Consider the following 23,361-nt stretch of genomic DNA (forward strand, 5'->3'; position numbering starts at 1 on the left):
GTGCGCAAGGCAGAGGCAGCGCGCATCTTGGGGATCAGACTGGCGTCCGCGTGGTCGTGAATGGTGTTCAGGTTGCATCCGGTATTGGCCATGAACGCGACCACCGCAGGATCAAGGCGCGTCATGTCGGCGACCTGTCCGCCAATTTCCGACAGGGTTTGTCTGGTTCTGCTCTCTTCAAAGAGGGTAAAGGGCCGGTCTTGGAAATGGTTCCGCACCACAACCCAGTCGGGTTGGTGGCCTGCGAAGACCTCCAATTCGTCGCGAAGCGCCGCAAGAACTTCGCGGCTCTGGTCGATCACGAAGAGCATCACCGCGCGGGCGTCGATCTGATCTAGCAAGAATGCAAGATCGATCATGCCCTCGGCAGACCCGTCAGAGGTCATCTTCGCGGTTGCGTCCGACCCACCAGCGGGCAGGTCAATCAGCACGTCATCGGGACTGCTGACGATGGTTTCGAGCATCTCTTCCATGCCCGCGGCCGTCCGTAGGTCCGCGCATGTGGTGCGGTCTTCAAACAGCATGTGAAGGCCTGGGTTTTTGAAGTCGCCGTCGATAAGCGTGAGCGGTCGCCCCGCGGCTTCAAAAGCTGCCGCAGTTCGCGTGGCGCATTGGGTCTTGCCCACGCCTCCTTTGTCACCATGGATAAAAATTACACTCTTCATATTGCACCTTTCATGTCACAAGGGCTTTTCTTCACGGGTTGAGTCTGGCACGCCTCTTGCGCGTCAGGGCGGGATTGCGGCTGAGCCTTTGGCTCGGCTCGCAAAAATTTGCTGCTGGTTTTTGCGGGGCTTGTCTGCACTCCCTGCGCGCGCTTGGGCTGCGCTGGCGCGAGACCCTGTTCAGCACGGGCCTTCTGGAGATAGTTCCGGAAGGTCTGCAGGTTGATCTGCTGATCTGCGTCGCGGTTTGCGTTCAGGGCAGCCACGATGTCTGTCAGAGTATGCCCCTCTAGCATCATTGTGCGGATGTCTTCGACAAGCTCACGCACAAGATCCATCAGCGGACTGCCGCGTTTGGGGGGCTGTGTCTTTAGATGCTCTAACGCCTCTTTGGCGCGGGTGATGTCTGTGCTTTTACTCATGGTGAACTCGCATTCAACTTTCCATGAGTGTAGAATCGATTAGCGAAAAAACTCAGAAAAACTTAGAAAAATCTGATGTTTACTGGAGCAGTTAAATTTTCGGGCGCCACAGGGTTCGAATATGGTCAACGAAGAGGTATACTCAGGGTAGTCGTCGGATCGACATGCGCATCGACCCGTAAATCGCTGCCAAGCAGGGTATGGCGACGGTAAACCGTCACCCCTGCTTTTATCGCGGCGGCCCTGACGGCCTTCTTGATAAAAGACACCACGCGCACCGCCCGAGAGGCCGTTTGGCGCAGGTGTGGGCAGTAAATTGGGTGGGGCGTATTTCGGAAAAACCTGTGTTTGCGCGTCTCGGAAGGCGGCGCGATCGCGGTCAAATCGCGTCGGTTCGCCAAACTCAGGACAGCGTTTCACAGCATGCCAGAATCAAAAGGGCCGCGCGGGTGAACGCGCGACCCTTGAGAGGAAGTCTTAACTGGCCTCTTTGGTCACGACGCGATCAAAGAGAGTGAGGATGGTTTGCAGCCGATCTGGGCGGTAGACTTCGGAGACCACGTTGATCCGGTCTTCCAGCTCCTGTCGGGGAACCACCTGATCGGGATGGGCTTCGCGCAAGGTCGCGTGCAGTTTCTTCTCCACGAAGCAGGCTTCATGTCCGGTCTCGAACGGCACGTTCCGAAGCAGTTCTACATCTACATCCTCCGACAAGCCCAACTGATGGCGGAAGCGCTTTTCGGGATGGTTGCTGAAGCCGAGTTTGATCCACGGATGATCCTGATCGGGCCACGTCAGTTGCAACAGGTAGATGTTCGACGGCCGCGAGGTCCAGCTTTGCCCGCAGCCTGCACAGTCCACCTGACCCCAGTGCATATTCGCGCGGGCGACGCGCTGAACATGGCCGCAGCCGTGCTGGTAGATTCGATAATTGGCGTCATCGGGGTCTCTGGACAGAAGGTTCCAGCCGATGCTTTGGGCCTCAGCGCGGTCTCGATCCTCAAGGCAGTATTCGCAGCGATGGGCGACTTCGCCGGCGGCGATACGCTCTAGAAACGTGAACTGTCGGGAAATCTTGTGCCCGCAAGGGGCGCGAAAGATCCCATAGTGGCGGTTCGAAGGATCCCGGTGCAGGAAGGACAGACCTGCCGCCTGCGCAAGGGCTTCGCGAGCCTGACATTGGCAGGCAACGCAGGCAGGTTGTGCAGTACGCAGCGTGTAGACTTTCTGGGCAGTGAGGGCGCCGCAGGTCTGACACTGGAGGCATAGATGGAACTTGTCCCGAATGCGGCTGTGAATGGTGAAGCCTTTGGCCTCTGCGATGGTGTGCCAGTCCTTCGGGATCGGGCCAGTGTAGGGGATCCATTCTTCTGCGGGAACATGGCTGCTGCGGCGGGGCAGGTAGAGGCGCAGGCCGCTTTCGGGCAGGATGATGTAGTCGGGTGCTGGTGTGTTGCCTTTGGGCATAGGGTATCCTCCTCGGAATCTGAGGTCAGTGAGATCACGGCCAGAACGGCCAAATAGCTTGGGAAAGTCAGATCGCTGGATGCAGCAGGACGGACCGCTGCCGGAGGGCAGTGGCCTGTGCCGAGCGCGCAGAGCGGGTCCAATTAAGGCTGCAAATGCCGCCTGATTGCCTCAGGCGGAGGTGTTGATCCCGGATGTCCAAGAGAGGGCGCGATATTGCGAACGCTCGCGCATGCGTTTAGGGAGGCCATAGCCATGACGTTGTCTCCTACTGACACGTTGTGGTCAGGGCGGGGTGGAGGTTGCAGCCTCCATGTCGCCCGCTTATTCGGGCGCCCGATAACCATATTCCCAGAATAAGGGACCGCAAATGCGCTCGCAATGTAGCAATGTGATAGCTGCGTGCAGATCCGGGCGGGTCAAATATCCCATCGTGCCTTCTGGGAGGGCTCTAGGGCTTAAAGCCCTTGGTCCGTTTGGTCGCCGGGCACCACTTATAATGCCGTCTGATTGTTTCATAGGAGCGCGTAGGCCAAAGCCGGAGTCACATGTGCGATAGGTGGCAAATTCTCTCGCTGAAACGAAAGCGCCGCACTGCGGCGGGATTTAATCATCAGCGTAAACTACATCGTCACACTCAGTACCATTTGCGGTCGCATGAATTGCTGTTTTCGGGAGATACCCCTTTCTCAGCTTCAGTATCTGCAGATGCTCGAACGCTGCGGCGGCAGCTTCAGGCTGCTCAAATGTCTCGCATCGTATCTGGCCACGCGCACCGATCCGACCCCAGTTTCGGATCAAAGAGACCTCTCCAAACAGTGTGGGCTCGAGGGACAGCGCATAGAAACGCGCCATGTTCCGCCTTGGGTCTGATCGGGTTAGGTAAAGAGGGGCAGGCATAGGTTCCATGTTTGAGAGTATCGAAGACTATGCCCGCCCCAGTCCAATTCAATTTCTGAATCTATGGCACCGGCCGGATTCAGGATTGTGATAGATCAATGTTTCTTTCTTTTTCGCAAAGCGCATATGGACGGGGTCGCGACCTTTGGGAGCCTTGCAGCATGAATTACTTTGCGATGCCGCCCCAGTCGCCTCGTCCTCGTGGTTCCGTTCTCAAATGTCGTCTCGACGATAATCCGCACATCCATGGCAATTCCTCTCCTGTGAAATCACCATCATAGACAAACACCCCCAGGTTTTGCCCACTCCCCTCAGGTCGCCGGCGGCTGGATATTCCGGACTCGGGCGGCCTACGCGCCCGCGATCCGCGCGGCGGCGGATGTCGGGGACCAGTTACTCGATCTGAGTGAATTCGACGTCGCGGTTTTGGCGGCCATCGTCTATCACCAGCCAATAACCCGCGAAGGGCTCAAGGACATCTTCGGCAAGGAAATTAGCCGCGACCTTATCGGCCGGCTGCATGCGCGCGGCCTGATCGGGACCGGGCCACGGTCGCCTCGACGCGGGGCGCCCTATACCTTCGTCACCACAGATCAGTTCCTCGTCGCCTTCGGGATGGAGAGCCTGATAGATCTTCCTGATCGGGAGCAGCTGGTCGATGCGGGCGTGGCCGGTTCTTCATGAGAGCGATGCGGTGCTCGCGTCATGTAAACTAATTACATGATCTTAGCGAATTTCGAATATTTCGAGTGTTGCGATTGTTTCGAATGAGGGATAGCCTATATCCAACACGAGACGAGAGAACCGGAGAGAGAAGATGAACGCCCTCAGAAAAGAGGCGTTCTTTGATCGTTTGCCCGACGAGGTCGAGATCAAGAACGCCGAAAAACTCAGAACGATTGTCGCCTCCCAGATCAAGGAAGGCGAACCGACAAAGCTGTCGCTCGCCCTGGAAGGCGGCGAAGTTCGCACCGTGACGCTTGCGCCCGCCCTGACGGCTTCGCTGCTCGAAGTGCTGCGGCTTGTGTCGAGCGGTCGCGGGTTTCGGATGATCCCCGTCGAGTCAGAGCTGACCACGCAGCAGGCGGCGGACCTTCTCAATGTGTCCCGCCCGTTCCTGGTAAAGCTTCTCGAGGAAGGCGAGATTCCGTTTGCGAAGACCGGCCGTCATCGCCGTGTTCGTGCCGATGACCTCTTTGCCTACAAGGAGAAGCGTGACGCGTCTCGCTCTGATGCTTTGAGTGACCTTGCTGCAATGGATGCGGAAGAAGGTCTTGTATGAGCCGATACGCTGATCGGTTCACGGCTCTCCTCGATGCCTGCGTCCTGGGCGGAGCGCTTCGCAGAAACATGCTCCTGAGCCTGGCCGAGGCCGGCTTGTTCCGGCCTCGGTGGAGCAGTCGCATTCTTGACGAGACCCAGAAGGCAATCATCCAGATTACCAAGGGCGAAACCAATGGTTCCCGGCAAAGGGCTGCAATCGAAGCGGCGTTCCCAGATGCTCTGGTGACTGGTTATGAGATGTTCGAAGACAAGCTCGTGTTGCCCGACCCCAACGACAACCACGTACTGGCAGCGGCCATCGCGACGTCTGCTTCAGTCATCGTGACGGACAATCTTGCCGACTTTCCTTCCGCAGTTCTGGACCCGCACGCCATACAGGCGATTTCCGCCGACGACTTCATCGCCGATACAATCGAGCTGGATCCCTCAGAGGCCATTCTGGCCCTGCGTCGCATGCGGGAGCGCTTCAAGAACCCGGCGCTCGATGTTGCGGCTTTGATTCACAAGTCAGAAGCGCAGGGCCTATTGCAGGTTGCAACTTTCATGGACGAGTATCAGTCGTTCCTGTGAGGAGACGACCGGTGGATGCTAAAGCAGAGGCACGAAGTACTATCGGCGATTGTGGCCGACTTTAGGCCCCGCCGGACGTGCTAAGCGGTCCGTGGTAAAATGCAGTTGAAGCCCGAGGAGCATCAAAGAATGTCTCAAGGCGTTCAGCGTTCTCCTCGACAAGACATTTTGCCTGCTGCGGAAGTTCGGCACTCGCTCGCGTGAAGTTTTTGTCCGCACCCCCGTTGGGTCAGTTCTCGGTGACATCCAACACTCAATCACCTTTCAATTTCACTTCCACAAACTTCGCGATTATCCACCTTTTCAGGCATTTTTCTGGACACCTTGACTGCACAACTGAAGCTCGGTCCTGAAGAAAAAATATTAACATGACCGACCCTACAGTGGAGAACATGCTGCATTGTGAGCATCGACATACCTCGCACTCTTTGCGGCAGCGGAACAATCGTCAGCGCAGGATCATCACATGGAGTGCCTTGGACTTTGGTAGGGGAAGGCTACACCACGCTTCGGCGTAAACTGTCAGAAAAGAGCAAGGTATTATCAAGTCTGTGCACCAATGACCATGAAGATTTTGCTCAGGCACTGTCTCTCAGATATGACTACTGTGATTGGTACAATTCTGTATGGAGGCGCATGAATGACTTGGGTATTCCGAACGGTTCTGGCGCTGTCCATCGCCTGCGCTGCGATCCTGTCCTATCTGCACGGCCAGCGGGTACAGCATCTGACAGCGCGGATCACTCAGGCCTCGGCGCAGGTTGCGGTGCTAGAGACCCTTGGCGGCAGTCTGCATAATGAGCTGCTGAAGGCCATTCTAGAGCCCGATGTGGACAAGGCGACCGAAGCGCTTAGCCAGTTCGAACGGGACGCCATGCACGCCCTTGGCGCACTGGAACAGATGACCGAGACCGAAGTCGGCTTTGTTCAGGACGAAGAGCGTGCCGAAGAAGCCGCAGAACTGATGCGTCCGGCCCACCTGCGCGATGCCACCGTCAAAACACTTGTGGCCGCACGGCGCCTGATCAAAGTACGCCAGTCCGCAGACATCATGACGGATGCAACCGTGCTGCTTGAGCATCTGGAAGTCGAACGCACCACGCTTTCGCATATGGTCTCCGACATCCAGCTGGATGAGCGGGCCGAAATCCGCGCCGCCACCGACAGGATTTCCAGCGCCCAGAAAGCAATTGGCTTTCGGCTTTCCCTGCTGCTGACCCTCGCGGCACTTTCCGGCATCGCGGCCCTTGTGACGGCCAGACGGCAACGACTACACGCTGACAACAGGCGCAACCATGCCTTGATGGCAATGATAGAGCAAGGCACCGTTGCGCCACCCGACGCGCACGACCCCCTATCGCCTGCCTTGGCTCGGGTCGCCAACCACATCAAGTCTGTGTCTGACGCAAAGGCGGCAACCGAACGGGAACTGGAAAACCGGACAGCGGCCCTGCAACTCAGCGCTTCAAAGTTGAAGCAGATCGATGAGACCCGCCGCCGCTTTCTGGCTGATCTGGGGCACAGCCTGAAGACCCCGCTGGCCATTGCCCGTGGCTCGGTCGAGGCCCTGCCCGATGGGGGCGCAAAACGGCTGGCGGCGCTAGAGGCAATCGATCAAGTCACGCGGCGGGTCTCGGACCTGCTGCAATTGTCCCGCTCGGATGATGGGCGACTGCTGCGCAAGAACCAACTGCTTGAATTGACCGAACTGCTGGACAACCGCGTGGCCGAGTTGTCCGCTCTGCCCCAAGGCGAGCATATCACCCTGACCACCGACGGCGACGGCCCCTATGAGATCGAAGGCGACCGCGAAGCGCTGACCCGCATGTTCGACGCCATCATCGAAAATGGCCTACGCTATGCAGGGCCGGACGCACCGCTGTCCATCAGCATTGATACCATCGAGAAAAGCGTGCGCGTCAGCATCGTTGATCAGGGGCCGGGCGTATCGCAAGGGAACGTGGTCTTTGACCGCGACACCAGCTTTTATCAGGGCGGAACGGGGATCGGGCTGGCCATGGCACAGCAGATCGCATTGGATCACCAAGGCCGGATCGCAATCAAGGAAACATCGCGCGGCGCTCAGTTCGACATCACACTGCCCCGCACCCCATATTTCGAGACCCAATCATGAGTATCCTTGTCGTCGAAGATGATCCCTCGCTTGGTGGACTGATCTGCGAAGCCCTGCGTGGGGCGCAGCAAAATCCGGTTCTGGCCACCGACGGCGAGGTCGGCCTGATGAGTGCCAGCAGCGGCCATCACAAGGCGATCATCCTTGACGCCATGCTGCCCACATTCTCCGGCTTTGAAATCTGCCAGCGTCTGCGCGAAGGGGGCGTGACCACGCCCATCCTGTTCCTGACCTGCCGCGACAGCGAGGCCGACATTATCCGCGGCCTGCGACTGGGGGCCGATGACTATATGACCAAACCCTTCTCGACCGGCGAAATGATCGCACGGATCGAGGCCCTGATCCGCCGCAACACCGGATACACCCCGCAGGATGAATTGACCTTTGGCGACCTACGCATTCGCACCGCACAACGGCAGGCCCTTTGCGGCACAACCCTGCTTGAACTGACAATGCGCGAATACACCCTTTTACACACGCTCACCGTGGCACGGGGGCAGGCCCTGTCCCGCGACAGCCTGCTTGAGCGGGTCTGGGGGGATGACGAAAGCCACACCACCAATGTGGTCGATGTCTACATCAGCTATCTGCGCCGCAAATTGCGCGCCGCCGAAAGTTCTGTCGGGATTACAACCGTGCGCGGCTTCGGCTTTCGGCTCGACCTATCGGAGCACGACTGACTACGACCTTGGTCTAAGCCCGTTCTCACAAAGCTCTCAGACTTCTCAAAGACGGCTCTCAGACAGCCCTCTTATGCTGTGTATGTGAGTTCTGAAAAGCAGGGGGCATTCTTGCGCACAGGCCGGACCATGAGCGGGGTCCACTAGGCGCATCACGAGACATCGGACACAAAAGGGGCAGCTTTCATTCCCCTAGACGACTGCCACTTTTCCGGTGTGCCAACCCTTTGCTTTTCGGACCGCAACCAAATCTCCACGGCGGTGCATCCCGAAACTCCCCTGCCGTCGTAGCCGCTGCAAAGACTTCCCTGTTCTTTGCAGCGGCTTCATTTGTTTGAGGCGACCCAAACACCTCCACCACGTTTTTAAATGCTCAGACCATAGTCTCATGACTTCTCAGAGAACCCTCAGACTCTTCCAAGACCGTTCTCACAAACCTCGCTTAAGGTGAATGTCAGCTAAGCCTTCAAGGAATGACCATGCGTGTATCCACTCTTGCCCTGCTTGCAGCGATCACCGCGCAGCCTGTTCTGGCCGACGAAATCTGGGTGACCAACGAAAAGGACGACACCGTCAGCGTGATCGACATCGAAACGATGGAGGTCACCCACACCTATGAGACCGGCGAGCGGCCCCGTGGCATCACCTTAAGCCACGACTACAAATACCTCTACATCTGCGCATCTGACAGCGATGCGGTGCAGGTGATGGACCCCGCGACGGGCGAAATCTTGCATGATCTGCCCTCGGGCGAAGACCCAGAGCAATTCGTGCTGCACCCCGACAACAAGCACCTCTACATCGCTAACGAAGATGACGCGATCACCACCGTGGTAGATGTGGAAAGCCGCACCGTGGTTGCCCAGATCGACGTGGGAATCGAGCCCGAAGGCATGGCGGTCTCGCCCGATGGCAAGATCGCGATCACGACCTCCGAGACCACCAACATGGCCCATTGGATCGACACTGAGACCCAAGAGCTGTTCGCCAACACGCTGGTCGATTCCCGCCCCCGCCACGCTGAATTCGTCAAGGATGGCGCGGAAATGTGGGTCAGCGCCGAGATTGGCGGCAGTATCTCGGTCTTTGATACGGCGACCCAAACCGAAAAGGCGAAAATCCGGTTTGAGATGCCTGACATCCACCCCGACCGCATCCAGCCGGTGGGCTTTGAACTGGGTGAAGGGGACAAGTTTGCCTATGTGGCCCTTGGCCCATCGAACCACATCGCCGTGGTGAACGCCGAGACTTATGAGGTTGAGGATTACATCCTTGTGGGCCGCCGTGTCTGGCATATGGCCTTTAACGCAGACAAATCGCGCCTTTTCACCACCAACGGGATTTCCGGCGACGTGACCGTCGTCGACGTGGAAAAGCGCAAAGCGCTCAAGACCATCAAGGTCGGCCGCTTTCCTTGGGGTGCCGCCTTCCGCCCCACCAACTGATTGTCGATTAAAACGGCCCGACAGAGGCCAGACACCATCTTAACGGGAGAGACCTTATGAAAAAGTTCATCACCATGCTGGCGGTCGCCGCGCTCCTGCCCTGCGCCGCGATGGCGGACGACGACGATGATGAAGACGTACAGTTCGGCATGGCAGGCCTTTTGTCCGCCAAGAACAAACACGATCTAGAGCCCATCCAGCTGAGCGCCGGCATGCCTTTGACACAGGCCCCTTGGGTGCTGAAATCGGGCAGCTATTATGAGTTCGAAATTCAGGGCGACGGCAGTCAGGAACTGGCCTTGGTCGGCCCCGAGTTCTTCCGCGCCATCTGGATCGACGAGATTGTCGTCGAAGGCTTGGAGATCCGCCCCTTGGGTCTTGATTCCATTGAGTTTGACGAAGCGGGTGAAATGGAAATAGGCTTCATAGCAATCAAGCCCGGTTCCTATTACATCAAAATTCCGGGCTCCACCGGGGACTCCCAGAGATTGGAGATCACGATAGAATGATCCTTGGGTGAATCTGAACGCGAGGGCCTATTACCCCGTGTTTCACCAAGTAATTATTGAGGGCTGACCGGTATTTGGACAGCTTTCACTCTCACGCCACTGACAGCAACGCCTGTCAGTCTGTAGATCTTGCGATCAACTCCTAGGCATGGCTGACCAAATGCACCGCGCTACCCTTTGCAGCGCGAATTTCATCTACAGCTGGCTCCCACGAGCGCGCACTCTTAACGATATCTTAACCAGTTCGCGGAACTCTCAGATTGCAATGTTTATTCTGGGAGTCTGAGATTGGGATCGGTTTCGTTTCACACATCCGCAATGTTTACGTTTTGCTCGGGGACAGGCCGAGCAAGTAAGCGCCTTCAAAAGGCGAAGAAGGCGCTTACTTCAGAGGGAGAATGGCATCAATTCAGTTTCGATTCCGGCCTAGTATTTGCGCGTTTGGAGGGAAAAACGCTCGCACTCCGCGTCCCACGAGAAGGGATCGACACAGCGGTTGCGCTTTCAAAGTTCGAATTTTGGCGCAAATCCCGCGTCGATTACCATCAGGAAGCTCCCTGTCCAACTGTTGCGTATATGGTTGAATTGGGCACTTCAGATAAGCGCATGCCGCGTCTCGCGATGCTGTCAACGCCGGAGTAAGATCCGGCCACGTGGCAGCGCAATATCAGGCCAGTCATGGGGGTGCGCTTGCGGCATGTAGAGACCATGATTTTGGGGGCAGCGGAGGTCGGGCGTAGCCCGGCCGTAGCTGCCCCCAAAATCTCGCCCGAAGTAGCACAGTGCTGAGTGTAAGTGATCGTTGCGTTGGGGTGACAGGCCGTTAGGGTGTTTTCGGTTCGGCCGTGCGGGCCCTGCTTTGTGCGAGCCTGTAGCTCTCGCCATTCATCTCGAGGATGTTCACGTGGTGGGTCAGCCGGTCAAGCAGTGCGCCAGTCAGGCGTTCCGTGCCAAAGGTTGATGTCCACTCGTCGAACGGCAGGTTGCTCGTGATCATCGTGGACCCACGCTCGTAGCGTTGCGAGATCAGTTCGAAGAGGAGTTCTGCACCGGTTTTGGAGAGTGGCACGAAGCCCAACTCGTCGATGATGAGGAGCTTGACGGCGGCCAGCTGCTTTTGCAGACGAAGCAGGCGTCGTTCGTCGCGGGCCTCCATCATCTCGTTGACCAGCGCCGCCGCCGTGGTGAAGGCAACCGACATGCCCTTCTGGCATGCAGCGAGGCCGAGCGCCAAGGAGACATGGGTCTTGCCAGTGCCACTGGGGCCGAGAGCGATGACGTTCTCGTGCCGGTCGATCCACTCGCAACGAGCCAGTTCCAACACCTGCATCTTGTTCAGCTTGGGGATCGCCTTGAAGTCGAAGCTGTCCAGGCTCTTGGTGGCCGGGAATTTGGCGGCTTTAATCCGCCGTTCGATCATCCGCCGCTCACGGTCGATCAGTTCCATCTCGACCAGCCGCGCCAGGAACTGCACATGATCCAATCCCTCGGCAGCGCATTGAAGCGCAACCTTCTCGTATTCCCGCAAGAATGTCGGCAGCTTCAATGTCTTCAGATGGTGGGCAAGCAGGATCTTTGGGGCCTCGGTCATGCGGCATCCTCCGACAGCAGCGACATGTAGCTTGCCGTGGATGTTGTCCCGACCTCGGCGCGCGGCAGGTAAGGGTAGATATCAAGGTCGAGCTTGGGCGGTCTCTTCTCGACCTGGCAGAGCACGAGATGCTTTACTGCGTCAAAGCCCACAGCACCAAGGCGCAAGGCCTGTTTGATGGCCGCGTGCAGGTCGTCGATGTCGAATGTCTCCAGCAGGCGCAGAACCTGGACATATTCCCGGCGTCCAGCCTTGAGCATCCGCGCCTCCATCAGGCGGCGTAGGGTCGCGAACTCCGGTGGCAGGTCCCATTCTGCCAAGGGTGCCGCCTGATCCAGGGCATTGATCTTGCGCTCGATGAGCGGAAGGTAGTGGACCGGGTCGAAGACCATGTCCTCGCGATCGTAGCAGCGCGGATGGCGAGCGATAACTTCACCTCCACAGCCGATCACGACGTTGTCGACATACCCGCGGATCCACACGTCGCGATGGCCGTATGCCACGGGCACCGAGTAATCGTTGGTCTTGTAGCGCACCAAGGCCTGGGAACTGACCCGCCCGGTAGCCTGATCACAGGCTTCAAACGGCGCCGCCGGCATGTCGATCATCGCGGCCAGATCTCGCGCGAGGCGGTCTCCTATGGTCTCCGAATGCCCCCGCAGGACATCCGCCCGTCGCCTGCGGCACTGCTCTTCCAGGGAGGCGTTGAACGCCTCCCAACTCGGGAATCGCGGGACAGGCACCATAAAGTTGCGGCGGGAATAGCCGACCAGCCCTTCCACGTTGCCTTTGTCATTGCCCTTGCCGGGGCGACCGTAGCGATCGCGAAACAGGTAATGCGACAGGAACCCGCTGAAGAGCGTGGCACGCTGACGTGTGCCGTCAGATAGGATCTTTGCGACCAGACAGCGGTCGTTGTCGTAGAGAACCGATACCGGCACCCTGCCGAAAAAGGCGAAGGCGTGGACGTGGCCGTCGACCCAGGCTTCCGCCGTCGCCGCCGGATATGCACGCACGTAGCAGGCGTCGCTGTGCGGCAAATCCATGCAGAAGAAATGCGCCTTCTGTTCCACGCCGTCTATGATGACCACCGCCTCACCGAAGTCAGCTTGCGCATGACCGGGTGGATGCGCCAAAGGCACGAACATCTCGCGGACACGCCGCTCGCGCTCGCGAATATAATCCTTCACGATCGTGTAGCCGCCGGTGAACCCATGCTCGTCGCGAAGCCGCTCAAAAACGCGCTTCGCCGTGTGGCGCTGCTTGCGATGGACCTCGCGGTCCCCCTCAAGCCAGTTGTCGATGATCTCGGTGAAGCCATCCAGCTTGGGACGCTTCACAGGCGCTGTGCGGCGGTATCCAGGCGGCGTCGAGAACGCCATCATCTTGGCTACAGTGTCGCGCGAGACGTTGAAATGACGCGCAGCTTCGCGCTGGCTCATGCCCTCGGCACAGGCCAGCCTAACCTTCCGATACAAGTCCACAGTGAAAATCCTCCCAGCCTCCCTGCAAACAGAAAGACTTCAAGGTGGACGACTTTTACGCCGCCCGCAGCAGGATCATCCCGCCGCTAACGTGGCCGACTTTCTCACCGCCGTTCTCACTGATGGTGGGTCACTCGGAATCCATGGTGGTCGAACACCGCGAGATGTTCCAAATCCGCCCAAGCATCTTCCGCAAGATGTGATGGGGCGGAGACCTCAAAGGCAGAGTTTCACACAGAATGTAGGAAACCTAGGATACTTCACCCTCCCATTGAAGCACGCTCAGGCAAACAGGCTGAAAAAGTTCCAAGGTAACGGAACTTTAAATGCAACTACGGAGTTCGAAAAGCGCATCTAGTGTCTGTGATAGGGATTTTTGGTGAATATTCTGATAGTCGAGGACGAAGCGCTTATTGCGATGGACTTGGTAGACATCGTTGAATGCGCTGGACATGCTGTAGTTGGACCTGGGCACTCTGCCACAACTGGCGAACAGCTCGCGCGACTTGAACAGATCGATTTCGCTCTTCTCGATATCAATCTTGGTCGGGGTCAGACCACTGAAAGAGTCGCAGCTCGCCTTGCTGAGCGAGGGATACCATTCGTTTTTCTGTCATCTTATTCACCAGACGCCGTAAAGTTCACCAAAAATCATCAAATTCTGTCAAAGCCCTATACAGAACAAATGATTCTTGACTGCCTTGTGCGTGCAAAATGTGAGAACGAGACGTGAGTTAAGACGGTTTACTCGTAACCGCCCGATTGGCACCGCCTGCCTGAAGTTGGGTTGATCGTTTAAGACACGTGCATAACGACGTCGTTAATGACGTGTCTTATGCGAGGTTTTCGATGCGGGGCGATATTCTTGGGGCCGAGCGGCGTCGGCGGTGGCGTGATGAAGACAAGCTTGCGATCGTGACGGCTGTGGGTGTTGACGGAGCCTCTGTTACGCAAGTTGCGCAGCGCCACGACATCACGCGTCAGCAAATCTATACATGGCGGCACGAGCTTAGAAAGAAGGGGCTACTGTCAGCGGCTTGTGATACTTTGTTCCTGCCTGTCGAATTGGAGCTGCAAGAGGCTTTGCCCATTGCGGCTGAGCCGAATGTGGATCGCCGGCTGCCCCGCTCTTTGGTGGAACTGCAATTGGCGAATGGCCGCTGCCTGCGTTTTGATCCTTTGATCGAACCGGCCTCACTGATGCGGGTGATCCAGACTGTGGAGGCCGCATGATCGGGCCTGGCACCGGCGTGCGGGTATATCTGGCCTGCGGCATCACCGATATGCGCAAGGGGATCGACGGGTTGGCCGCGCTTGCGCAGGACCATCTGCGTCAGAAGCCGACAGGGGGCGCGGTCTTTGCTTTCCGCGGGCGACGTGGCGACAGGTTGAAGCTGCTCTTTTGGGACGGACAGGGATTTTGCCTGTATTACAAAGTCCTCGAACGTGGCCGTTTCCCGTGGCCAAACTCGGGCGATGGAGCGGTACGGTTGACCTCGGCGCAGCTTGCGATGCTGTGGGAGGGAATAGACTGGCGGCGCCCTGATTGGGGTGCGCCACCGGCGCGCGTTGGCTGAATATTCCCTTTGGAACGCTTTGTTTTTATGGCGATTATTAACGCCCTATGGTAGTCAGGTGCATGTCGAATGCACCCGCAACTCTCCCTGATGATCCCGCGCTTTTGAAGGCGATGATCGCTGCTTTGCAGACAGAGAATGCGCGGATGTCGGCAACGCTGCGCGCCCATGACCAGCTGATCCAGACCCTGCGGCTGCGCATCGCCAAGCTCAAGAAACAGGTCTTTGGCAAATCCTCCGAGAAGATCGAGCGCGAGATTATGCAGCTGGAACTGGCGCTCGAGGATCTGCTGATTGCAGCGTCCGAAGGTGGCAGTCTGGAACCGCAAGCCGATCCGGACGACGGACCGATCGAACCCATCAATGACAGCGACCCGCGCCCATCCCGTCGGCGCCCCCGTGTCTCGGACAGTACGCCGCGGGAACGGCGTGAACTTGATCCGGGCAGGTGCTGCCCCGATTGCGGCGGGGAGCTGCGCTTCGTCGGTGAAGACATCAGCGAGATGCTGGACATGATCGCGGCCCAGTTGAAGGTCGTGCAGATTGCCCGTCCCAAGAAGTCCTGCCGCCAGTGCGAGCGCATGGTCCAGGTGCCAGCCCCCAGCCGCCCGATCCCGGGCAGCATGGCTGGTGCGAGCCTCTTGGCCTATATTCTGGTCTCGAAGTACGACGACCACCTACCGCTTTATCGCCAGCACGAGATCTTTGCCCGCATGGGCGCAGATATCCCCGACAGCACCTTGGTGGACTGGTGTGGCCGGGCGATGAAGGTTCTGGCCCCGCTCATCGAACGGATCGAGGCCGATATCATGGCCAGCGATCTTCTTCATGCCGACGACACGCCGATCCGCGTTCTGGACCGCGGCCGGGCAGACAAGGGGCTTGGCAAAGGCGTCAAGAAGGGGCGCATCTGGACCTATGTCCGCGATCAGCGCCCTTGGTCCGGCTCTGCCCCGCCCGGTGCTGTCTACAGATTTGCCCCGGACTGGAAAGAAGAACACGTCCAGACCCATCTGGCCAACACCCGCGGCATACTGCAGGCGGATGGCTACAAGGGCTATGCCAAGCTCTATGAACCGGACCCGGGCGGCACTGCACGGTTGCAAGAGGCGTCCTGTTGGGCCCATTGGCGGCGGGATTTCCACGATGTCTGGGAAAAGACTAAATCCACCATCGCCCGCGAGGCGCTGGACCGGATCGGTGCCCTCTATGACATCGAGCGCGCCATTAACGGCCAGCCTGCCGAGGTCCGTCTGGCAGCTAGGCAGGCCCAAAGCGCAACCCATGTTGCTGCGTTCTTCGACTGGTCAGAGCAACAGCTCTGCGCACTCCCGGGCAAGAGCGATCTGGCCAAAGCTTTCCGTTACGGCCTTAGCCGTCGTGCATCTCTCAGCCTGTTCCTGATGGACGGTCGCGTGGCTATCGACAACAATCCGGCCGAGCGCGCCCTCAGACCCATTGGGGTTGGCCGACGCAATTGGCTCTTTGCCGGTGCGGAAACAGGCGCAGAAACCCTAGCCCGCGCTATGACCGTCATCGAGACTGCCAAACTGAACGGCCTTGATCCACAAGCCTACCTCTCGGACATCCTCGCCCGTATCAACGATCACAAGATCAATCGTCTTGATGACCTGCTGCCATGGAACTGGTCCCCGCTTCCTGAAACGCAACCCGAGGCCGCCTGATGGCTACCATCACCCATGTCAGCACCCTCGATTACGTTGCCAAAATGCTTGGTGAAGATCCCGAGCTTCTCGAAGCTATCGTCTGCAACGACGACAATTTGAGCTACGGCGCGATCATCAGCGTCTACATGGGCACTGATGACAGCATCACCGCCTTGACCGACGATGGCATCGACGAGCTAAAGGACATGCTCAGAGACGCGCGGAGCACACCCGAAACCTGGCACGACTTCCTTGACGACTTCGTCGATGACGCAGAACTCGTCGCCCGCATCAAGGCCCAATCACCGCGGTAGCAACCGGTCGGTTACGTTTACTCGCAATTGTGGAAAGATCGCTGTCAACAAGATGGCTTTCGATTCTCAAAAGGCGCTGTTCTTGCTGCAGCAGCAACCGCTCAATCTTCTTCAGTTGCACGCTGATTTCGGAAGACGTTGTCGCGTATGAAGGCCGCTTGTCCCTATGCACCTCTAAAGACTGTAGTAAATCGCGTATAGCAGATCCAGCATTCTTTGCCCGAGTGCTGCTTATTATGAGGGCCGATTGCATACGACCGGTAACCTCCAACTCTACGGCCAGGGCCAAAAGGTCAGATTCTCCGAAAATGTCGTCACTATTCTCTTTTGTCTCTGCCATCGAACTTCTTTCACGATTCTAGAGTATGCCTCTAAACTATCGAATGTTGGCGAGCGTATTTGTAATCTGATCTTTCGTTATTAGGAGTGATTAATAGATAGCCATGGTAACCACATCCGACGTAAGAGATGTAGTCAAAAGAATGGATATTTGTGACCGTCATTTTGGTGTTTGTTGGACTATTGACCAACTAGACGAGTTCTGAATTTCGTGGACGAAAAGGCATGCTTCACATCGTACTTACCGAAAATCATACTTGCCAAATACTGAGATTTCAAAGGTATCGCGCAGATCAATACGGTGGAAAGGAGGCATGATGCGAGATTGCATTTTATCGTCTAACCACAGAATCCCAATGAACTTTCTGAAGCAATCCAGCATACAGTTAGTAAAAGTATCAATGAAAAAGCGATAGCTCACTCCAAAAAAGCTCTTTCGGTGCTACCCTTCGGGAATCAGACGAGGCTTTGCTCAACACTTTATAGGCTAACAAATTCCATTCCAGAGCTTTAGGAAAAACAGAGGGTCACGGTAGACAGAATTAAAGATTTCTTAAAAGTAAAGATAGCCGTTCCTCGACCTGATGCAAGATCAGATCGAATTTACTCTTAACTGAAAAATCACAAGTTTCTAGTGGCTGAAAAAGAGATTCCAAAGATTCTGTGATATCGTCAAAGCGGAATAGAGAAGAAATCCCACGCAGGTTACGCGTCATTCTAAGCGCGTCATTCCAGCAGCCATCATCTACAAGCATTACGATCCGAGGAAGATCTTTGGCGATCTTCTCTATGGCAGCTGAATGCAGATCGGCCAACTCGGGATCTACGCCTCCCGTTGATGAGATGTTGGCGTGTGAATCTTCCATGAAAATCTCGTTTATTTGCAACCCTCATCAAATACCCCTCATGGCTCCTTAAATCAACAAATAGCTTGTTAACACTCATCATTACTCGGAGAAATAGAGGGAAATGTAATTCTCTCAGTCAGTGGAGCGATACATTTTTTTAAGAAATTCTTAATTTCGTAAATGAAATCAGTAGTTGGTTTCCATGCGTCGCAACATTGACCGGTGCTCGCGTGTAAGACAGAATGTTGGGTTCGGAAACCCTACTCACTAGAAAGCGCAGACTATGATATTCCCTCAGGACGTTGAGCGATTCTTAATAAAATTTCATTAAAGCATCTGTAAGAGCTATGTTGCCCAGATCTGGCAATAGCTGAGCTCCTCCTTTCCCGGATAGACTTATCCGGCGGCTTTCAGAATGGGAATGGCGGGCACTGGCAAACCGTCGAACACATTGGTGGTGACTTAGAGATCTGCAATTTGACGGTTGAAGATTCGCGCCACGCAGCGCAGCCTCAACGGTCACTCACAATGTGACGTTTTCCCAGGCGGATTGGGTCGCTGTCATCTGCACCATGATCGCCCAGGGTACAGCAGACCCAATGGAGAAGGGCTACGATGTCATCGATAATTTGAAGGGAAGAAGGCATCGCGACCCGCGATGGCATCGTGGCCCTTTCAGATGCGTTAGGCGAAATCGACAAGAACCGAGCCTCACTTCGTCAACGGGAAACTAGCGAGAGGATTGGGTAAGGAAACCCCTAGATGGGGCAAGTAGCTTTTGGGCGCACCGCTCGCTTCTTCCCTCGACCGTGATGCCCACCCTCTCGACGAGCACACAGAAAATCCTTCGATCTACGGATAAAAAGAAACGTTAACGGCTTAGACCTTTGACATTGGGCATCGTCCAATCGTGCCCAACCGGGCAAAGTAGGCGTTCAACAATTTCGTTGTTCCGAGCAGCCTCCCGTGGTTTGTTCAGCTTCTGCCGCAGGCCGAACCCTCTTAGTGATAGAATTCCGTTGTGTGTGTTTACGCTTTAAAAAATTTGCGCAACTTTCGTTTACGTCCGAAAGGAACGTGTGTTGGTAGAGCGGAAGAAGCTAACTCTTACAAGACACGGCAGGCAGGGTATTCATCAAAAACAATGTAGAGCTTAACCAAGCGCAAGGAGTTTTGGTGATTGTTGCTTCAAAAGATCAAAAAAATCATTCAGACATTTTAACATAAAAAAAATATGTAATGGAATCTGTGCTAATGGTTGCAAATAAAAAAATCGTCAATATTGCTTCTATTTCTCTTGGGGAGCTCAAGTGTTAAGATATCTATAAAGGATACAGAGTCTGAGGTTGATGTATTTTGTTTCTTGATTTCATCTCGTTTGTTGCTGGAGAGATGCTGGCGACTTTCATAGCACAAGAAAACCGGCTGAAGCATACACTTCAGCCGGCGCACTTTAAAATATTGCTGCGACATTTGTAATTGCAAAAGCTGCGATGCCGCAATCTCCGGGAAAGTCAAGCGATATACAATCACTTAATGTCCGACTCACCACCACTCACGAGATTATTTATTAATAGTTAGTACTCGCAAAGGTGTATGGTAGGGAATTCCTTACCTCTCTTTGCATTTATCGCGATACATTTTTGATTACAGCATCTCAAAAATGCAAAACTACTCTTTTGTTCTGATGCCCTTTTTCAACTTTTTTAAGTAAGCCTCTGTTTATCATATCTTTCACAGAGCGCTCAAAAGATACATTCTGAAACTTGAATTTTTATAAAGTTAGCGCTGTTTTGCAAAATCAACATACGACAACAAGCTGATTGCGTCTGGCGCATCGAAAATCCGCTTTGCCTATTGCCACTTTTTGCATTCAAAGTAAATTTATCGCTACGTAGTGGGGCAAAATTTTCCCTAAGTTACGAGTGCAAGACCCGCGAATGCGGGTCTTTTTTAATGTACTTTCGGCGTACAGTCATTTTCCCTCATACAGCCGCAACTCATGCGGAGGAGCAGTTTTCGGGTACAGGCCATCGATGTGGACCCTGTTGAACCGCACCTAGCTCAGCGAGTATTCGGTGACATCCAACACGAAAGTGCTCACGGGGTCGCCAAACGGAAGTGCATTGCCCATTTGGGATATCTCCTAACATCCTTCGTTTAACTGGACTAATCATGGCCGGAGCCCTGACGTATAGCCATCTTAGGATAGACTGTGGAAGAAGTACATCAAGCTAACCGAAGATTTAACCAGCCTCCATGAACTGAGCATTTGTAGATCTGTCGGTGGTTGATCGAAGATCTGAAGGAGAGAAAATGCGTTTCACAATCAAATCAAAACTAGTTTTGACATTTTCTTTCATAATTTTGACATTGGGAGGTGTAATCGGTCTGTCGGTCGAGCGGTTTCATAGCGTCACCAGTGAATTTGCAAAAATTGTCCACGTTGATGCTCAAGACTTGATGTTTGTGAAAGGAATTGCGGAAAACGAGTTGACGATCCGTTCGATGGTTGCAGAAATTCTAATAGGGTTAGATGAAGACAATCCTGAGCGCATTCCGAGCCTGCAATACCAAATTGATAAGCGCAGTGCGGAGCTTCTTGATGAGATCAACGCGCTTGCAGGGCGTATGCCTGTTGAAATCAAAACAGTACTTGAACAAATTGCGCTTGATCATACTGAGCTTCATGAGCTGAATAAAAAATCTATTTCCTTTGAACTTTCCGGGGACGGCACAAATGCTAACTTAGTTTTTCATACCGATGCAAAGATCGTTGCGATGCGAATTTTTAGCCTTGTTGATCAATTGCGCGCTGAGTTCTCCGGATCGATGATGAATTCTGTGGATGAGGCGGAAACTGCCAAGCTGAATGTGACTTACTATTCTGTTATCGCAGCGACGCTCGTGGCCCTTTTTGGTGTCTACGCTGCCTTCATGATTATTACTTCGTTTAACCGAGCAGTGCGCAAGGCCTTGGCACTTGCGAAGCGCGTAGCACAGGGCGATTTGAGCGAACTTGCAGTATTCAAGCGAAACGATGAGATTGGGGATCTGCTTCGCGCTCAGAACGAAATGGTGGTTCGACTAAGAGAAATTGTTGTGCAGGTCGGCGAGACTGCTAGACACGTAGCGGCTGGAGCAAATCAGATGGCTTCGACATCAGAAGATTTGGCATCAGGCGCTGCGCAACAAGCCGGTACTACCGAGCGTGTATCGGCATCAGTGGATGAAATGGCATCGAACATTTCCACTGCCTCGAATAATGCAAAACTCACCGATGAAATCGCTCGCAAGGCAGCAATCGGAGCGACCGAGTCAGGAAAGGTTGTCGCGGCTGCCGTTAATGACATGAAGCGGATCGCTGAGCGGATCATGATTGTGCAAGAGATTGCTCGACAAACTGACCTGTTGGCACTCAATGCAGCGGTTGAAGCTGCTCGTGCGGGCGAGCATGGCCGTGGTTTCGCAGTTGTGGCGTCCGAAGTGAGGAAGCTCGCTGAAAATAGCCAGAAGGCGTCCGCTGAAATATCGGCGCTTTCCGTAAGTACCGTCGAGTCCGCAGTGGCGGCTGGCAAAGTACTCTCAGAACTGGTTCCAGATATTGAACGCACATCACACCTGATTTCCGAGATCAGCGCCTCGTCGAATAAGCTTGCGGAAGGTTCTTTCGAAATCAATCGCTCAATCCAACAATTGGATGTGGTAACTCAGGGGAATGGCGCAGCTTCGGAGGAGATGTCTTCAGCTGCGACAGAGCTGTCTAGTCAAGCGCAAGCTTTGGCGGATGCAGTTCTATTCTTCAAAACTGCCGACACGACGGGCGCAACTGGGAAAGATCACACGGCCAATGATAAGAAATTGGACCGGAATTCAGTGGTGAGTTCTGAAAATTCGGTGAGCGCGGCGATTACAAATGACGCCTTATTGGAGCGCAAGACTAATAAGGCGAAGTCAGAAAGCTTCAGTTTCAACTTAGACTGAAATAGAAGTTTTGGCTACACAGGTTGTGAAGCGGCGCCTGATTGATTGGGCGCCGTTTTTACGTACTTCGCGAAATGTCTTATAATAAGATATCAAGGTGTATAATGGAGCCATATTTGCTTGACGGAGATGCGCCCAATGTTCTTCTTGTGTAATAAGAAATTTCGAAATAATCTTAAATGGAAATTTCCTTGGCTTTAAAGAGGACTGCTCAGGCAATACCAATGATATCTATTCGCCTAATTGATAGGTGGATGGCGGTCTGCGCTCTAATTATGCTTGTAACGTGAGTGCACTACGCCTTCTTTTTCCAACCCCAGAAGGTGCATACTGGCCAGCGCTGCGGCGCTGGCCACTTTTTACAAAATATGTAGGTGTGCTCTACGTTGGAATTGGACACGAACATCGGCGATTTGGCATTGCAAATACAAGCTAGAAGAGGGCGGGCTCAACAGATTGTGGCGCTCATTTTCGGTCGTCGCGAAGATCAGGCGAAGCGGGACTTAGAGCCTTTGGAGGGACTTTTGCGTTAATCTGCCGAGGACGGACCGATGCGGTGGAATGCCATAGGATCAAGCGGCGTCAAACAGCTGCGCGATGAACTGCATCTCCGCGAGGACACCTGGCTGTTTGTTGTGGATGTGACCGCGTTTGATGATTCGCATCGTTTCTATTCCGCTCAGGGTCGCCTTCGCTGATCGCAAGGATCGCAAACTTTGGCGGTATCCGCGTAACCGTTTCAGTGATGCATGATCGCTTTCAATCAGATTGTTTCTCTAATTTTGATCAATGTGCCGAATGCTGTCGAAACGCGGATCATAACGTTGATTGATTTCACAAATGACACGCCGAAAGGTTTGCGCCTTATCAGTCACGATGGTCACCGGCCGGTGTAAACGAACGCGTTCAATAGCTTTGTTCAGAAAGGACTTGGCGGCTTTTGTATCACGCCGGGATGTGAGCCGGACGTCGACCATCTGGCCGTTGGCATCGACAGCGCGCCAGAGAGAGCGCCAATTGCCACCGACGCGGATGTAGGTTTCATCCACATGCCAGTCGACGCTCGCACGGCACAGGTGTTTCTCTGTTCGTTTGCACAGTTCAGGGCCGAACTTCTGAAGCCATCGAAACACGGTCGAACGAGCAACTCCAATGCCTCGCTCCGCGAGCAGATCGACGACATCTTGGTCGGACAGCGGAAATCTCAGGTGCCAGCGAACGGTGCAAAGAACGATATCGCGCGGGAAGCGGTGGTGTTTGAATGGCGATCAATGCAACAGTCCCCTCCCAGATCATGTGCCTATTTTTTAGGCATATCTACAAGGGGCTTACTTAAAGCTAGAAAAATAAATATTCTGTATTTCAAATTCTTGAATTCTTCTTGGATATCACTTTGATACATGAGGGTTCGTAGAAGCCTTATCTGTATTGGCAGTTTTTATTTAAAGATTAAACAATACATCTTGTTTGCGATCAGGTCT

At 54.8% G+C, this 23,361-nt stretch carries 20 protein-coding genes and 2 pseudogenes; 13 read left to right on the forward strand and 9 right to left on the reverse strand.

From position 1 onward, the window contains the following. The 4 genes from CLV74_RS20405 to CLV74_RS20420 all read right to left on the reverse strand — a co-directional run. The coding region (locus CLV74_RS20405; protein ID WP_146134995.1) for a hypothetical protein at positions 1-665 on the reverse strand (665 nt) is incomplete at its 3' end. Then, the gene (locus CLV74_RS20410) at positions 662-1,087 is read right to left on the reverse strand and encodes a hypothetical protein (RefSeq protein ID WP_106268406.1); all 426 of its coding nucleotides are present in this window, start codon (positions 1,085-1,087) and stop codon (positions 662-664) included. The genes CLV74_RS20410 and CLV74_RS20405, both read right to left, overlap by 4 nt. Before the next feature lie 477 nt (positions 1,088-1,564). Beyond that, positions 1,565-2,554 (reverse strand): hypothetical protein, encoded by a 990-nt coding sequence (locus CLV74_RS22930; protein WP_170108120.1) that lies wholly within the window; start codon positions 2,552-2,554, stop codon positions 1,565-1,567. A gap of 606 nt (positions 2,555-3,160) precedes the next feature. Continuing rightward, complete coding sequence (locus CLV74_RS20420) at positions 3,161-3,463, reverse strand: WGR domain-containing protein (protein ID WP_106268408.1); 303 nt, start codon at positions 3,461-3,463, stop codon at positions 3,161-3,163. Positions 3,464-3,766: 303 nt separating this feature from the next. On the opposite strand from CLV74_RS20420, the pseudogene scpB reads away from it, so the two are divergent. From scpB to CLV74_RS20455, 7 genes and pseudogenes are all read left to right on the forward strand, one after another. Continuing rightward, positions 3,767-4,138 (forward strand): annotated as a pseudogene (gene scpB / locus CLV74_RS20425) (SMC-Scp complex subunit ScpB); the annotation flags it as partial. 133 nt (positions 4,139-4,271) lie between these two features. Further along, positions 4,272-4,736, forward strand: coding sequence for a helix-turn-helix domain-containing protein (locus CLV74_RS20430; RefSeq protein WP_106268410.1), 465 nt, complete (start codon positions 4,272-4,274; stop codon positions 4,734-4,736). Then, on the forward strand, positions 4,733-5,308 hold the full coding sequence (locus tag CLV74_RS20435) for a PIN domain-containing protein (RefSeq protein ID WP_106268412.1): 576 nt from the start codon (positions 4,733-4,735) through the stop codon (positions 5,306-5,308). The genes CLV74_RS20430 and CLV74_RS20435 overlap by 4 nt, the downstream gene beginning before the upstream one ends. A gap of 640 nt (positions 5,309-5,948) precedes the next feature. Continuing rightward, positions 5,949-7,442 (forward strand): sensor histidine kinase, encoded by a 1,494-nt coding sequence (locus CLV74_RS20440; RefSeq protein ID WP_106268414.1) that lies wholly within the window; start codon positions 5,949-5,951, stop codon positions 7,440-7,442. After that, entirely contained in the window at positions 7,439-8,122 is a 684-nt protein-coding gene (locus CLV74_RS20445; RefSeq protein WP_106268416.1) for a response regulator transcription factor, read from the forward strand. Before CLV74_RS20440 ends, CLV74_RS20445 begins: the two co-directional genes overlap by 4 nt. 479 nt (positions 8,123-8,601) lie before the next feature. Then, on the forward strand, positions 8,602-9,567 hold the full coding sequence (locus CLV74_RS20450) for a YVTN family beta-propeller repeat protein (protein ID WP_106268418.1): 966 nt from the start codon (positions 8,602-8,604) through the stop codon (positions 9,565-9,567). A gap of 56 nt (positions 9,568-9,623) precedes the next feature. After that, positions 9,624-10,076, forward strand: coding sequence for a cupredoxin domain-containing protein (locus CLV74_RS20455; protein ID WP_106268420.1), 453 nt, complete (start codon positions 9,624-9,626; stop codon positions 10,074-10,076). Between the two features lie 823 nt (positions 10,077-10,899). Here the strand turns inward: CLV74_RS20455 and istB are convergent. Beyond that, positions 10,900-11,667 carry an IS21-like element helper ATPase IstB gene (gene istB, locus CLV74_RS20460; protein WP_106268422.1) on the reverse strand — a complete coding sequence of 256 codons (768 nt, stop codon included), beginning with the start codon at positions 11,665-11,667 and terminating at the stop codon, positions 10,900-10,902. Further along, positions 11,664-13,151, reverse strand: coding sequence for an IS21 family transposase (gene istA, locus CLV74_RS20465; protein ID WP_106268424.1), 1,488 nt, complete (start codon positions 13,149-13,151; stop codon positions 11,664-11,666). The genes istB and istA overlap by 4 nt, the downstream gene beginning before the upstream one ends. A 44-nt stretch (positions 13,152-13,195) precedes the next feature. Here istA and CLV74_RS22935 point away from each other — a divergent pair, with 44 nt between their 5' ends. The 5 genes from CLV74_RS22935 (at position 13,196) to CLV74_RS20490 (ending at position 16,709) form a co-directional block, all read left to right on the forward strand. Beyond that, the gene (locus CLV74_RS22935; protein ID WP_170108121.1) at positions 13,196-13,354 is read left to right on the forward strand and encodes a hypothetical protein; all 159 of its coding nucleotides are present in this window, start codon (positions 13,196-13,198) and stop codon (positions 13,352-13,354) included. A 646-nt stretch (positions 13,355-14,000) separates the two neighbouring features. Beyond that, a complete protein-coding gene (tnpA, locus tag CLV74_RS20475; protein ID WP_106268428.1) occupies positions 14,001-14,384 on the forward strand; it encodes an IS66-like element accessory protein TnpA in 384 nt (127 codons plus the stop codon). Then, on the forward strand, positions 14,381-14,728 hold the full coding sequence (gene tnpB / locus CLV74_RS20480) for an IS66 family insertion sequence element accessory protein TnpB (RefSeq protein ID WP_106268430.1): 348 nt from the start codon (positions 14,381-14,383) through the stop codon (positions 14,726-14,728). The genes tnpA and tnpB overlap by 4 nt, the downstream gene beginning before the upstream one ends. A gap of 62 nt (positions 14,729-14,790) precedes the next feature. Beyond that, a complete protein-coding gene (gene tnpC, locus CLV74_RS20485) occupies positions 14,791-16,413 on the forward strand; it encodes an IS66 family transposase (RefSeq protein ID WP_106268432.1) in 1,623 nt (540 codons plus the stop codon). Continuing rightward, positions 16,413-16,709, forward strand: a complete 297-nt coding sequence (locus CLV74_RS20490) for a hypothetical protein (protein WP_106268434.1) — start codon at positions 16,413-16,415, stop codon at positions 16,707-16,709. The genes tnpC and CLV74_RS20490 overlap by 1 nt, the downstream gene beginning before the upstream one ends. On the opposite strand, the gene CLV74_RS20495 is transcribed toward CLV74_RS20490, so the two are convergent. After that, positions 16,687-17,049: a hypothetical protein gene (locus tag CLV74_RS20495; protein WP_106268436.1), complete on the reverse strand. Its 363-nt coding sequence runs from the start codon at positions 17,047-17,049 to the stop codon at positions 16,687-16,689. The two genes, CLV74_RS20490 and CLV74_RS20495, sit on opposite strands and share 23 nt — an antisense overlap. Positions 17,050-17,590: 541 nt before the next feature. Continuing rightward, on the reverse strand, positions 17,591-17,914 hold the full coding sequence (locus tag CLV74_RS20500; RefSeq protein WP_146134996.1) for a hypothetical protein: 324 nt from the start codon (positions 17,912-17,914) through the stop codon (positions 17,591-17,593). Positions 17,915-20,212: 2,298 nt separating this feature from the next. On the opposite strand from CLV74_RS20500, the gene CLV74_RS20505 reads away from it, so the two are divergent. Continuing rightward, the gene (locus CLV74_RS20505; RefSeq protein ID WP_106268440.1) at positions 20,213-21,880 is read left to right on the forward strand and encodes a methyl-accepting chemotaxis protein; all 1,668 of its coding nucleotides are present in this window, start codon (positions 20,213-20,215) and stop codon (positions 21,878-21,880) included. A gap of 572 nt (positions 21,881-22,452) precedes the next feature. Here the strand turns inward: CLV74_RS20505 and CLV74_RS20510 are convergent. Continuing rightward, a pseudogene (locus tag CLV74_RS20510) lies at positions 22,453-23,148 on the reverse strand (IS6 family transposase); the annotation flags it as partial. Positions 23,149-23,361 lie beyond the last annotated feature (213 nt).

It is taken from the genome of Donghicola tyrosinivorans (assembly GCF_003003355.1).
Taxonomy (GTDB): Bacteria; Pseudomonadota; Alphaproteobacteria; order Rhodobacterales; family Rhodobacteraceae; genus Donghicola; species Donghicola tyrosinivorans.

Excerpts from the sequence above, each read along its gene's own strand:
- CLV74_RS20445 (WP_106268416.1), top strand. The coding sequence starts at position 7,439 with ATGAGTATCCTTGTCGTCGAAGATGATCCCTCGCTTGGTGGACTGATC.
- CLV74_RS20440 (WP_106268414.1), top strand. The coding sequence starts at position 5,949 with ATGACTTGGGTATTCCGAACGGTTCTGGCGCTGTCCATCGCCTGCGCT.
- CLV74_RS20505 (WP_106268440.1), top strand. The coding sequence starts at position 20,213 with ATGCGTTTCACAATCAAATCAAAACTAGTTTTGACATTTTCTTTCATA.
- CLV74_RS20500 (WP_146134996.1), bottom strand. The coding sequence starts at position 17,914 with ATGGAAGATTCACACGCCAACATCTCATCAACGGGAGGCGTAGATCCC.
- CLV74_RS20455 (WP_106268420.1), top strand. The coding sequence starts at position 9,624 with ATGAAAAAGTTCATCACCATGCTGGCGGTCGCCGCGCTCCTGCCCTGC.
- tnpA (WP_106268428.1), top strand. The coding sequence starts at position 14,001 with ATGCGGGGCGATATTCTTGGGGCCGAGCGGCGTCGGCGGTGGCGTGAT.
- CLV74_RS20420 (WP_106268408.1), bottom strand. The coding sequence starts at position 3,463 with ATGGAACCTATGCCTGCCCCTCTTTACCTAACCCGATCAGACCCAAGG.
- CLV74_RS20490 (WP_106268434.1), top strand. The coding sequence starts at position 16,413 with ATGGCTACCATCACCCATGTCAGCACCCTCGATTACGTTGCCAAAATG.
- tnpB (WP_106268430.1), top strand. The coding sequence starts at position 14,381 with ATGATCGGGCCTGGCACCGGCGTGCGGGTATATCTGGCCTGCGGCATC.
- CLV74_RS20450 (WP_106268418.1), top strand. The coding sequence starts at position 8,602 with ATGCGTGTATCCACTCTTGCCCTGCTTGCAGCGATCACCGCGCAGCCT.
- CLV74_RS20495 (WP_106268436.1), bottom strand. The coding sequence starts at position 17,049 with ATGGCAGAGACAAAAGAGAATAGTGACGACATTTTCGGAGAATCTGAC.
- tnpC (WP_106268432.1), top strand. The coding sequence starts at position 14,791 with ATGTCGAATGCACCCGCAACTCTCCCTGATGATCCCGCGCTTTTGAAG.
- CLV74_RS22930 (WP_170108120.1), bottom strand. The coding sequence starts at position 2,554 with ATGCCCAAAGGCAACACACCAGCACCCGACTACATCATCCTGCCCGAA.
- CLV74_RS20435 (WP_106268412.1), top strand. The coding sequence starts at position 4,733 with ATGAGCCGATACGCTGATCGGTTCACGGCTCTCCTCGATGCCTGCGTC.
- CLV74_RS20410 (WP_106268406.1), bottom strand. The coding sequence starts at position 1,087 with ATGAGTAAAAGCACAGACATCACCCGCGCCAAAGAGGCGTTAGAGCAT.
- istB (WP_106268422.1), bottom strand. The coding sequence starts at position 11,667 with ATGACCGAGGCCCCAAAGATCCTGCTTGCCCACCATCTGAAGACATTG.
- CLV74_RS20430 (WP_106268410.1), top strand. The coding sequence starts at position 4,272 with ATGAACGCCCTCAGAAAAGAGGCGTTCTTTGATCGTTTGCCCGACGAG.